Here is an 11858-nt window from a genome sequence, read left to right on the forward strand (position 1 = left end):
CCCACCCCCTCCCCCCCCCCCTCCTCCGCGGAACCACACGAGCCCTCGCAACGCGGGGAGGAGAGAAAAAGGAAGGGCGAACGCCCGACGCGTCGCCCCCCCCCCCCCCCCCCCCCCCCCCCTCGCCTCTGTCGAAGGCGCCTACAGGGCCGGCCGCTCGCCTCTGTCGAGGTGCCTACAGGGCCACGCCGAGCAGCGCGTCGACGGCGCGCGACACCACGCCGGGCGCCCCCTCGTCCGTGCCGCCCTCGGCGTCCTGGCGGGCGGCCCAGCGGTCCACGGCGGCGAGCGCGGCGGGCGCGTCCAGGTCGTCGGCGAGGGCCTCGCGCAGCTCCTCGACGAGGTCGTCGGCACCGGGCCCGTCCGGCCGGGACACGGCGGCGCGCCAGCGCCCGAGGCGCTCGACGGCGTCCAGGAGGACCTGGTCGGTCCACTCCCAGTCGGCGCGGTAGTGGTGGGAGAGGAGCGCGAGCCGGATGGCGGCGGGGTCGACCCCGTCGCGCCGCAGTTTCGACACGAACACCAGGTTGCCCTTGGACTTGGACATCTTGGCGCCGTCGAGCGCGACCATGCCCGCGTGGACGTACGCCTTGGCGAAGGGGTGCTCCCCGGTCAGGGCCTGCGCGTGCGACGCGCCCATCTCGTGGTGCGGGAAGACGAGGTCGGAGCCGCCGCCCTGTACGTCGAAGCCCATGCCCAGGTGGTCGAGGGCGATCGCCACGCACTCGATGTGCCAGCCGGGCCTGCCGCGGCCGAGCGAGGCGCCGTCCCAGCTGGGCTCGCCCTCGCGGGCAGCCATCCACAGCATCGGGTCGAGCGGGTTCTTCTTGCCGGGCCGGTCCGGGTCGCCGCCGCGCTCGGCGGAGAGCAGCCGCATGGCGGCGGCGTCGAGCCCCGACACCTCGCCGAAGTGCGGGTCGGCCTCCACGGAGAAGTAGACGTCCCCTTCCAGCTCGTACGCGGCGCCCTGGTCCCGCAGCCGCTCCACGAGCGGCACGATCGCGGGTATCGACTCGACGGCGCCGACGTAGTGCTGCGGCGGGAGCAGCCGCAGGGCGGTCATGTCCTCGCGGAACAACGCGGTCTCACCCTGCGCCAGCTCCACCCAGTCCTTGCCGTCGCGGTTCGCCCGCTCCAGGAGCGGGTCGTCCACGTCGGTCACGTTCTGTACGTAGTGCACCTGCCGCTTCGTGTCGAGCCACACGCGCTGCACGAGGTCGAACGCGTTGTAGGTCGCCGCGTGACCCATGTGGGTCGCGTCGTACGGAGTGATGCCGCAGACGTAGAGACGGGCGACGGGACCGGGCTCGAGGGTGACGAGTTCACCGGTCGCGGTGTCGTGGATCCGGAGGTCGCGGCCCTTGCCAGGCAGGACGGGGACCTCAGAAGCGGGCCAGGCATACATGCCATGAGCCTAACCGGATGCACCGTCCACATACGACCCCGGGGACGATCCCTTGGCCACAGCCCGGCCCCGGAGGCCGCCTCGTCAGACCGGTGGCCAGGGAATCGCGGGCCACTCCCCCGAGGGCGAGGGGTGCCGCCCGGCGGCGAGCAGCGCGTCCACCCGCGCCCTGGTGGCCTCCACCTCGGCCGCGGTGAGCAGCTCGCCAAGGCGCGCGGCAAGGGCCCCGCCCGCGGCGAGGCCGTCCCGCAGGGCCCCGAGGCCGGCGACCGCCTCGTCCGTGAGCTTCTCCCCCGCCCACCCCCACAGCAGGGTCCGCAGCTTGTCCTCCACGTGGAACGTGACCCCGTGGTCGATCCCGTACAGCCGCTCCTCGGAACCCACGATCAGGTGCCCGCCCTTGCGGTCCGCGTTGTTGATCACCGCGTCGAGCACGGCGAGCCGCCGCAGACGGGTGTCGTCCGCGTGCACGAGCAGTGCTGTGCGCCCATCCCCCACCTCGGCGAGGCCGACGGCCTTCCAGCCCTCGCCGGGCTCGTCCCCGTCGACGAGGGCGAGCAGCTCCGCGCCACCGCCCTCGGCGTCCGCGCCGGGCGAGTCGATCCAGAGCTGGACCATGCCCGGGCCGTAGGGCCCCTCACGCAGCACGGTGGGCGGCACAAGGCCCCACCCCAGCGCCTCGGACACCTCGTACGCGGCGACCTCGCGCTCGGCGAGCGTCCCGTCGGGGAAGTCCCACAGGGGCCGCTCCCCGGCGACGGGCTTGTACACGCAGGGCACGGTGGTGCCGTCGTGCGCGACCGCGCAGTACAGCACCGCGTTGGACGCCTGCCGGATCTGCCCGCGCACGGTCAGCTCACCGAGGGTGAGCAGCTCCGCGGCGGTCAGGCTCCCCGCCGGTATCCGTTCTGGCGCGGGCATACGTGTCCTTCCGGGTCGAGCGGCAGGCTGCACAGCGGGCACGGCGGGCGCCCGGCGTTCACGACGTCGAGGGCGCGCTTGGCGAAGGCCCTCGCCTGCGCCCCGGTGAGCCGGACGCGCAGCATCGGCGGGCCGTTCTCCTCGTCCTGGAGGAGTCTCTCCTCGGCCTCCGCGAGGTCTTCGTCGGAGTCCGCGTCCAGCTCGACGAGCGCCTGCGCCTCCACGATCATCCGTTCGGCCTCGCCGTCCCAGGCCAGGGCCATCGTGCCGACCCGGAACTCCTCCTCGACGGGCGAGTCGAGCGGGGCGCTGTCGGAGACCTCGGTGGGCGCCACGGCGGGCACCGCCGCGCTGCCCCCGCTACGCCGTACCACCTCGTCGAGCAGCTCTTCCATGCGCTCGGCGAGTGCGGCCACCTGGGTCTTCTCCAGGGCGACGCTGGTCACCCGCACACCGGCGGACGCCTGGAGGAAGAAGGTACGCCGCCCGGGAAGACCGACCGTTCCGGCCACGAAGCGTTCCGGGGGGTCGTAGAGGAACACCTGACGGGGCACGTCCTGTCTCCATTGGAATCGACTGCATGTTCTTGGCGCGACAACTGCACTGAACCCTACTGCGGGCGACGATCACGGTCATCGCGCGTCTCACGGTGCGCCCGTGTCTCCCCCCACCTGAGCATCTTCGCCCGCCGGCTGGGCACGCGGGGCCAAGGAGGCGAAGTCCCCGGTGTCCCCGAGACGGACGAGGAAGGGGCGCAGCCGGGTGTAACGGATCGCCGTGATGGAACACGGTTCTACGGAGATGCGCTGAAAGAGGTCGAGATGCAGTCCGATGGCGTCGGCGACGAGGGACTTGATGATGTCGCCGTGGGAACACATGAGGTACACCGCGTCGGGGCCGTGGTCGCGCTCCACGCGCGCGTTCCACTCGCGTACGGCCTCGGCGGCGCGGGTCTGCATGGCGCGCAGGGACTCACCGCCGGGGAAGGCGGCGGCGGACGGGTGCTGCTGGACGACCTCCATCAGCGGCTCGTCGGCGAGTTCGGCGAGCTTGCGGCCGGACCAGTCCCCGTAGTGGCACTCACCGATGCGGTCGTCGGTGTGCAGGGTGAGGTCGGGGCGGGCGGTCGCCAGCGGTGCGAGGGTCTCCTGGCAGCGCTGGAGGGGGCTGGTGACGGCTTCGGCGAGCGGCAGCGAGGCGAGGCGTCCGGGCAGCGCGGCGGCCTGCCGGACACCGCGCTCGTCGAGGCCGACGCCGGGGGTCCACCCGGCGAGCAGGCCTGCGGTGTTGGCCGTGGAGCGGCCGTGCCTGACGAGGATCAGCGTGGGCATGCGGCTCAGCCTAAGCCGCCGAGCGGGTGCGGCAGCAGGGTGGCTTGGGAAGAATGCCCAGCATGATCGTCGACTGTGCCATCTACCAGCACGGGCGCAGGACCGAGGGCCCTGCGGACTTCTCCGAGGCCCTGGAGAAGGCGCGGGCGGCGGGGGACGCGTTCGTGTGGATCGGCGTGCACGAGCCGACGGAGGACGAGTTCGAACGGGTCACTCAGGAGTTCGCCCTGCATCCGCTGGCGGTCGAGGACGCCCTGAAGGCGCACCAGCGGCCGAAGCTCGAGGTGTACGAGGACTCGTTGTTCATGGTCCTGAAGCCGGTGGTGTACGAGCCGGAGAGCGACACGGTGTCGTCGGGCGAGCTGATGATCTTCATGGGTGACTCGTTCGTGGTGACGGTCCGGCACGGCGAGGGCGCGCCGCTGGGCAGCGTGCGGCACCGACTCGAAGCGGAACCGGACGTTCTGAAGCATGGTCCGACGGCGGTGCTCTACTCGATCGCCGACGCCGTCGTGGACCACTATCTGGAGGTCGCCGAGGAGTTGCAGACGGACCTGGAGGTCCTGGAGGCGGAGGTGTTCTCGCCGGACAGCGGCGGCTCGCGGAACTCGGCGTCGCGGATCTACCGGTTCAAGCGCCAGATCCTGGAGTTCCGGCGGGCCACGGGACCCCTCGCGACGCCGATCTCACGGCTCGCGGGGGTGGGCCCGCCCGGCCGCTCCGTACCGTACGTGAACGAGTCGGCGCAGCCCTATCTGCGGGACGTCAGCGACCACCTGACGCGGGTGAACGAGTCCGTGGAGGGCCTGGACCGCCTGGTGACCGACATCCTCTCGGCGCACCTGGCCCAGATGAGCGTGCGGCAGAACGACGACATGCGGAAGATCTCCGCCTGGGCGGCCATGGCGGCCGTGCCCACGATGATCGCGGGCGTCTACGGCATGAACTTCGAGCACATGCCCGAGCTGGGGTGGTGGTGGGCGTATCCGGCGGTGATCCTGCTGATGGCCGCCCTGGAAGTGGTCCTGTACCGGATGTTCAAGCGCCGCGGCTGGCTGTAGCGCACGCGCGCGGGGGCGCGGGGGCGCGCGGGGGCGCGGGGGCGCGCGGGGGCGCGGGGGCCTCAGGCGAATTCGGGGGCCGTGGTGGCGGGTCCGCCCAGGGCGTCGCGCCGCTCGGGCATCCGCAGGCTCACCATCTTGCGCCAGCCGCCGACGCGTTCGTACGCGTACATGGCGTGGATGCCCGCCGCGAGGGCCTTGGCCTTGGTGGGCTTCCAGCCGAGGATGCGGCCCATGCGCTCCATGACGGCGAGGCTGACGTCGCGGTAGATCCGGATCTCGACGTGCGCGGTCTCCTGGAGCGTGCGCTGGATGACGCGGCCGTGGCCCGCGTACGCGAAGCGGAGCAGCTCCTCGTGGCAGTAGGCCAGGTGGTTGTCCTCGTCGTTCGAGATCATCTTCACGGCCTTGCCGATCTCCGGGTGGTCGGCGAAGTACTTGCGGAGCATCACCATCTGGTCGGCGGCGCGCTGCTCGGTGACCCGGCTGTGCGCCAGGTACGTGATGATGTCCTGCTCGGTCAGCGGCTCGTCGGCGCGGAGCTTGTCGTGCGCGAGGCCGATGCCGTGCTGCTCCATGAGCATCGTGTAGTCCGTGTCGTGCGGGACCTCGCAGGGCTCGAGGCCGCGCTTTCTCAGGAGCGCGTTGAAGATCCGTCCGTGCTTGTCCTCGTCGGCGCCGTGCCGGGCGATCTTGGGGGCGAGGGCGCGCCGGCTCTCGGGGACGAGGGCGGCGATGCGCCCGTTCTCCCAGCCTCCCTGGGACTCGCCGCTGGCCGCGATGGAGCAGAACAGCCGGAACGACTCGTCGTTGTCGAGGATCTCCTCGAAGAGACTCTTGGCCGAAAGCATCCCAGGCACCTCCATGCCGTCGCACACCACGCGGACTTCCGCAAAGAACGAGTCAAATGCGGAGCGCGGGAGTAGGCAACAGCTGTATGGGCCGACTCAGCCGAACGAAGGAGTTTCCGCGGGCCGAACGGGGCCGTAACCGGAGGGCTCGTCGCGGCGTTGTGCTCCGTGACGGCCGTGGCGGGGAGACCCCCCGAGCCCCCACCACGGCCGCGGAAATCGTCAGGCCACCCCGGCCCGCTCCAGGGCCTCGGTGCCCGCCCGCAGCGCGGTGAGCCGCTCCTCGAGGGTGAAGCCCGCGGGCGCCAGGGTGAGGGTGGTGACCCCCGCCGCCGCGTAGGCCCGCATCCGGTCGGCGATGCGGTCCACGGAGCCAAGCAGCGACGTCGAGTCGATCAGCGAGCGCGGTACGGCGGCGGCCGCGCCGTCCTTGTCGCCGGACAGGTACTTCTCCTGGATCTCGGCCGCTTCCTTCTCGTAGCCCATGCGGCACGCGAGCTGGTTGTAGAAGTTCTGCTTGCGGCTGCCCATGCCGCCCACGTACAGGGCCGTGTACGGCCGGAACATGTCGGCGAGCGCGTCGATGTCGGCGGCCCCGTCCTTGCCGACGGCGAGCGGCACCGTCGGCACGACGTCGAAGCCGTCCATCGTCTTGCCGGCCTTCTCGCGCCCGGCCCGCAGGTGCTTGAGGGCGGTCTCCTCCAGGTGCTCGGCGGCCGGGAAGATCAGCAGGGCTCCGTCGGCGATCTCGCCGGTCTGCTCCAGGTTCTTGGGGCCGATCGCGGCGATGTACAGCGGGATGTGCTCGCGCTGCGGGTGCACGGTGAGCTTGAGGGGCTTTCCGGGGCCGCCCGGCAGCGGCAGCGTCCAGTGCTCGCCCTCGTACGACAGGCGCTCGCGGGTCATCGCCCTGCGCACGATCTCGACGTACTCGCGCGTGCGGGCCAGCGGCTTGTCGAACTTCACGCCGTACCAGCCCTCGGAGACCTGCGGACCCGAGACGCCGAGGCCGAGGCGGAAGCGGCCGCCGGACAGCGAGTCGAGGGTGGCCGCCGTCATCGCCGTCATCGCGGGCTGGCGGGCCGGGATCTGGAAGATCGCCGAGCCCACGTCGATGCGCTCGGTCTGCGCCGCCACCCAGGACAGCACGGTGGCCGCGTCCGAGCCGTAGGCCTCGGCCGCCCAGCAGACCGCGTAACCCAGCTTGTCGGCCTCCTTCGCGACGGTGAGGTTGTCCGCGTCCATCCCCGCGCCCCAGTAGCCGAGGTTGATCCCGAGCTGCATGGCCGAATCCCCTTACTGATGAGTAACGTCCCTGTGCCGGGGACTGTAGCGCGGCGCCGCGGGATCCGTCAGGGGCGGGACCCGGGGGTCCGGGGGTGGGCCGTTGGGGGTGGTGTGGTTGCCGGGTGGCCGGAGTGCACGGTTTCGGGGGGCCGGGTGGCCGGGTTGCACGGTGGCCGGGTGTCGGGTTTTCCACATCCGTGCGTTTGTCCACAGGCGTGCCACGTGCCCAGGCGTGGCCAGTAATCTCGCGGCCATGGAGCAGAGGCATCTCGGCCGCACGGGTCTGCGCGTGTCCCGGATCGGGCTCGGCACCCTCACCTGGGGCCGTCCCGAAGAGACCGGTGAGAATGACGCCGCGGACCTGCTGAAGGCCTTCTGGGAGGCGGGCGGCACCCTCGTCGACACAGCCGATGTGTATGGCGACGGCGAGGCCGAGTATCTCCTCGGCCGCCTCGTGGAGCGGCTCGTGCCGCGCCGCGACCTCGTCATCGCGACCAAGGCGGGCAGCGTGCCGGACCCCGACCGCCGCTTCGACTGCTCGCGCGGCCACCTCCTGTCCGCGCTCGACGCCTCCCTGGCCCGTCTCGGCACGGACTATGTGGACATCTGGCAGGTGCACGCCTTCGACCCGGGCACACCGCTGGAGGAGACGCTCCAGGCCCTGGACATCGCGGTCACCAGCGGCCGCGCACGGTATGCGGGCGTGTCCAACTTCAGCGGCTGGCAGCTGGCGAAGGCCGCCACATGGCAGCTGTCCGCGCCCAGCACCCGCACCCGCCTCGCCAGTACGCAGATGGAGTACTCCCTGCTCCAGCGCGGCGTCGAGCGCGAAGTGCTGCCCGCCGCCCGCGACCTCGGCGTGGGCCTGCTGCCGTCGTCCCCGCTCGGCCGCGGCGTCCTGACGGGCAAGTACCGGCACGCGACCCCCGCCGACTCGCGGGGCGCGTCCGAGCAGTTCGCGCCCTTCGTCGCGCCGTATCTGGACGAGGCGGCGAGCCGCGTCGTGGACGCCGTCGCGATAGCGGCGGACGGCCTCGCCGTGACCCCGCTCCAGGTGGCGCTCGCCTGGGTGCGCGACCGCCCGGGAGTGGCCGCCCCCATCGTCGGCGCGCGCAACGCGCAGCAGCTCACGGCCGCATTGTCAGTGGAGACCCTTAGTCTTCCTGACGAGATCTGCCAGGCGCTCGACGACGTGTCGGCGCCCGTGCACCGCTACCCAGACCAGGACTGGAGCACGCTGTGAGTACGGAGTCCGCCGCCGCGGAGGTTGCCGAGCCCGAGGCCCCGGAGGCCGCGGCGGAGCCCGGGGCCGAGGCCGCACCGGAAGCCGGGGCCACGCCGGAGGAGGCCGCCGCGCCGGGCGAGGACGCCGGGCCCGAGGACGGGGCGGACGCCGGGACCACGGCCGAGGGCGGGGCGGGGGGCGAGCTGTCCGAGGCCGAGGCCGAGCTGGCCGCCCAGCGGGAGCTGCGGCAGCGGATCGAGGAGCGCAAGGCCGCCAAGGAGGGCCCGCTGGAGGCCGGCGCCAAGCTCCAGGGCACGGCGGCGGACCTGCTGGCGGCGGTGCGGGCCGTGGAGAGCGGGGAGAAGCCCGTGGCCTCCGCGTTCCGCGAGCCCGAGCCCGTCGCGCCGCGCAGGCCCGCGCCGGAGCCCGTGCGGCGCCCGGCCCCCGAGGTCCGCGCCGCTCCGGCCGAGCCCGCCGGGGAAGCCGTCGCCGCGGTGGCCGCGGTGCTCGGTGAAGGCGGTGCGCCCGCCACGCTCGCGGCCAAGGCTGCGGCCGCGCTCGGCGAGGGCGCCGAGGGGCAACTGCGCGAGGACCCCTGGCAGTTGCTGCGCGTGCCCGGGGTGCGGCCCGAGCAGGCCGACGGCTTCGCGCGGGCGCTGCTCGGCGACGCGTGCGGGCCCGGGGACGAGCGCCGGGGCCGCGCCCTGACGGTGTGGCTCCTGGAGCAGGCCGCCCTCGCGGGGCACACCGCCCTGGACGCGGCCGCCCTCACCACCGCACTCGGGCAGCGCGCGGTGCCGGACCCGGACGAGGCCGTGCAGAGCGCCCTCGCCGAGGGCGATGTCCTCGTCTTCCAGGACGCGCTGGAGGACGCCCCGCAGGGAGCCACCGCCCCCTCGGGTGGCGAGGGTGACGAGTCCGACGAGGAGGCCGCACCCCCGGTCCGCGTCCTGTTCGGCCTGGAGCGGTACGCGCTGGCGGAGGAGAGCCTCGCCGACGGCCTCGCCCGGGTCATCAACTCCCTGCCGAAGGACGACGGCCCCGGTCCGCAGGCCGAGGCCTGGGAGTCCGCCGCGAGCGCGGCGTCCGGCTCCGCGGCCGAGCTGATCCGCGCCGTCGCCGCGCACGGCCTGGTGCTGCACACCGGCGGCGAGGCGGCACGGGCCGAGCCCGCCGCCCTGGTGGCGGCGGCGCGTTCGCTGGGCCTGCGGGTGTGCGCGGCCGCGCACACCGAGGACGGCCGTCGCCGCCTCGCCGAGCAGGCAGGCACCGCCCCCGACGACGGCGAGGGCACCGCCGTCACCGTGGCCGGGCTGCTGACCGGGCAGCAGGGACCGGGGCGGGACGCGGACGGCGCCCTGGCCGTGGACCTCCTCGTGGTCCTGGACGCGCCGCAGCTGGACGTGGAGACGGCGGCCATGATCGTCGAGTCCCTGCCGGACGGTGCCCGCCTGGTGCTCAGCGGCGATCCGGGCGTGCTGGCGTCGGCGGGCCCGGGCCGGGTCTTCGCCGACGTGCTCGCGGCCCGCGCCTGCCCGCAGATCGCCTCGCGCACCCCGGACCCCGGACCCGTCGGGGAGCTGGTGTCCGGCATCGGCGTCGGCGAGCTGACCGAGGTCGCCGCTCCGGACAAGGAAGTTGTGATCGTCCCGGTGCGCGACGCCGCCGACGCGATCCGGCGCACGGTTCAGCTCGTCGCGGACTCTGTGCCGCGCGCCATCGGGGTGCCCTCCGATGACACACAGGTCATCACGCCGGGCCACGGCGGAGCGGCGGGCACGCGCGCGTTGAACGCGGCGTTGAAGGAGCGGCTGAATCCCGGCCCCGGCCGGTTCGGCGGCTTCGACCCGGGCGACCGCGTCGCCCACGCCCCGGTGCCGGGCCGCACGGCGCTCGGCCGCGTCGTGCGGGCCGACGCGGAGGGCCTGCACCTGGAGTGCGACGGCGCCCCCGTGGTCGTGGCGAAGGAGCGGGTGGAGCAGAGCGTGCGGCACGCCTGGGCCGTCACCGCGCACCAGGCGGCGGGCCGCCGCTGGCCCGCCGCGGTCGTGGTGCTGCCGGGCGACGCCGCCGCGGCCCTGACCCGGCCCTGGGTGTACTCCGCGTTCAGCCGCGCCGAGCGCCACCTCTCGGTCGTCCAGGGCGTCGCGCAGGCCCTGCCCCAGGCAGTCGCGGAACGCCCGGCCAAGGAGCGCACGGCACGACTGCGCACGCTGCTGCGTCCCCAGCCACCCGAGACAGAGTAGGAACAGCCGGGCGCCCCCGGCCGGGGCGCCCACGTGCTGGGCGGCCTCGACGCGAGCTGCCCAGCGGGCCCGCCCCGTGCCGCCCAGACGGGCTCGACGCAAGCTGCCCAGACGGGCTCGTCACGTTCGGCTCGGCGGGCTCAGCGCAGGCTGCCCGAGCGGGCTCACCTCGTGCCAGCTGGGCGGACTCGGCGCGAGCCGGCCGGGCGGGCGCGCCTTGAGCTTCCTGGGCGGGCTCGACGCGAGCCGCCCAGGCGGGGTCCACGCGTGCTGGTCCGGCGGGGTCCACGCGAGCCGCCCAGGCGGGGACCACACGTGCTGCCCGGGCGGGGTCCACGCGAGCCGCCCAGGCGGGGACCACACGTGCTGCCCGGGCGGGCTCGGGCCGGCTAGGCGGGCTCGTCGCGTTTGCGGTCGACGATCTCCACGTCGCCGACGTCGTCGAGTGACACGACGTCGTCCGGGTCGTAGTCGAGTTCGCCGACCAGGTCCGGATCGGCCGGATTTGGACCGTCCTCGGCGTCCTCCGGCCCCTCGAGTTCCTCCAGGCCGCCCAGTCCGTCCAGGCCGTCCGGTTCGTCGTCGAAGACCGCGCTGACGTCGAAGCGGCACACGACCCGCTGGGGGTCGGTCTGGTCGAAGGGGGACTCCAGCCACTCGCCCGCCTCCGCGGGTTCGTCCAGGGCCGTGACCCACAGCGTGGAGTCGCCCTCCTCCAGGCCGAACTCCTTGTGCCTGGAGGCGATCTCGTCCGCTTCGAACTCGCCGAAGAGCAGGCCGATGGCGCCGGGCAGCGTGCCCGCCTGGCGGTCGTCGTCCGTCGCGTCCTCGTCCGCGGCCTCGACGCGCGCGGCCTGGGCGAGGAGTCGCTGCGGCTCCGCCACCGCGTAGTCGCGCCGGATCAGCACGCTCAGGGCGGTCGGCTCGGCGGGGCCCTGGTACGGCGGCAGGCTGTCCTCCGCGCCGGGGATCTCGAAGGGGGTGACCTCGTCGTAGCGGTCGTAGAGCAGTTCGTCGTAGGCCTCGGCCGCGGCGGCCAGCTCGTTGAACGCGTCGTAGACGTCCGGATCGTCCTCGCCCGACCTGCGTTCGACCGCGGCGAGATGGCGGTCGAGCGCGGTCTTGACCGCCTCGGCGGCGGCGCGTACCTCGGCAGCGGTGGGCTGCGCAGCATCAGACATAGTGCAGACGCTATCCGTACCGGGCCTGTGCCCGCACAATAGATGCGATGCCGGAATACGAATTTGTCGACGTGTACGTTCCCCGCGGGGTCTCCCGCAAGGAAGCCACGCGTCTCCTGACGGACCACGCAGAGTACGGACACTGGGAGTTGGACCGCCTCAGCCTGCACGCCGACGGCAGTCGGCGGGTGCGGCTTCGGCGGCGCATCATCCGCCAGGTAAGGGCCACTTGGTGAGCCCTCACGGGCGGGGGGGGGGGGGGGGGGGGGGGGGGGGGGGGGGGGGGGGGGGGGGGGGGGGGGTGTACCCCTCCCCGCCAGCCCCTTTTCTCCCGCTCCGACCACATAATC

11 protein-coding genes are annotated in these 11858 nt (G+C 73.6%); 4 read left to right on the forward strand and 7 right to left on the reverse strand.

Features of this window, described 5'->3' with window-relative positions; translation table 11 throughout:
* Positions 1–175: 175 nt before the first annotated feature.
* From mshC to AC07GB_RS39575, 4 genes are all read right to left on the reverse strand, one after another.
* The gene (gene mshC / locus AC07GB_RS39560; protein WP_478854399.1) at positions 176–1405 is read right to left on the reverse strand and encodes a cysteine--1-D-myo-inosityl 2-amino-2-deoxy-alpha-D-glucopyranoside ligase; all 1230 of its coding nucleotides are present in this window, start codon (positions 1403–1405) and stop codon (positions 176–178) included.
* A gap of 84 nt (positions 1406–1489) precedes the next feature.
* On the reverse strand, positions 1490–2326 hold the full coding sequence (locus AC07GB_RS39565; RefSeq protein WP_478854401.1) for an SCO1664 family protein: 837 nt from the start codon (positions 2324–2326) through the stop codon (positions 1490–1492).
* Positions 2290–2880: a DUF3090 domain-containing protein gene (locus tag AC07GB_RS39570; RefSeq protein WP_478854403.1), complete on the reverse strand. Its 591-nt coding sequence runs from the start codon at positions 2878–2880 to the stop codon at positions 2290–2292. The genes AC07GB_RS39565 and AC07GB_RS39570 overlap by 37 nt, the downstream gene beginning before the upstream one ends.
* A gap of 90 nt (positions 2881–2970) precedes the next feature.
* The gene (locus tag AC07GB_RS39575; RefSeq protein WP_478854405.1) at positions 2971–3657 is read right to left on the reverse strand and encodes a histidine phosphatase family protein; all 687 of its coding nucleotides are present in this window, start codon (positions 3655–3657) and stop codon (positions 2971–2973) included.
* Positions 3658–3719: 62 nt separating this feature from the next.
* Between AC07GB_RS39575 and corA the strand changes: the two genes are divergently transcribed.
* Complete coding sequence (corA, locus tag AC07GB_RS39580; protein ID WP_478854407.1) at positions 3720–4718, forward strand: magnesium/cobalt transporter CorA; 999 nt, start codon at positions 3720–3722, stop codon at positions 4716–4718.
* Positions 4719–4780: 62 nt separating this feature from the next.
* Here corA and AC07GB_RS39585 read toward each other — a convergent pair whose 3' ends face one another.
* Both AC07GB_RS39585 and AC07GB_RS39590 read right to left on the reverse strand, forming a co-directional pair.
* On the reverse strand, positions 4781–5569 hold the full coding sequence (locus tag AC07GB_RS39585; protein ID WP_478854409.1) for a ferritin-like domain-containing protein: 789 nt from the start codon (positions 5567–5569) through the stop codon (positions 4781–4783).
* A gap of 222 nt (positions 5570–5791) precedes the next feature.
* Complete coding sequence (locus AC07GB_RS39590) at positions 5792–6853, reverse strand: LLM class F420-dependent oxidoreductase (protein WP_478854411.1); 1062 nt, start codon at positions 6851–6853, stop codon at positions 5792–5794.
* Positions 6854–7109: 256 nt separating this feature from the next.
* On the opposite strand from AC07GB_RS39590, the gene AC07GB_RS39595 reads away from it, so the two are divergent.
* Positions 7110–8099, forward strand: coding sequence for an aldo/keto reductase (locus AC07GB_RS39595; RefSeq protein WP_478854413.1), 990 nt, complete (start codon positions 7110–7112; stop codon positions 8097–8099).
* Positions 8096–10327, forward strand: coding sequence for a helix-hairpin-helix domain-containing protein (locus AC07GB_RS39600; RefSeq protein ID WP_478854415.1), 2232 nt, complete (start codon positions 8096–8098; stop codon positions 10325–10327). Before AC07GB_RS39595 ends, AC07GB_RS39600 begins: the two co-directional genes overlap by 4 nt.
* A 389-nt stretch (positions 10328–10716) precedes the next feature.
* On the opposite strand, the gene AC07GB_RS39605 is transcribed toward AC07GB_RS39600, so the two are convergent.
* Entirely contained in the window at positions 10717–11508 is a 792-nt protein-coding gene (locus tag AC07GB_RS39605) for a hypothetical protein (protein ID WP_478854417.1), read from the reverse strand.
* A gap of 47 nt (positions 11509–11555) precedes the next feature.
* On the opposite strand from AC07GB_RS39605, the gene AC07GB_RS39610 reads away from it, so the two are divergent.
* Positions 11556–11744, forward strand: coding sequence for a DUF5703 family protein (locus AC07GB_RS39610; RefSeq protein WP_016641768.1), 189 nt, complete (start codon positions 11556–11558; stop codon positions 11742–11744).
* Positions 11745–11858: the final 114 nt, after the last annotated feature.

It is taken from the genome of Streptomyces sp. NPDC045778, assembly GCF_056431945.1.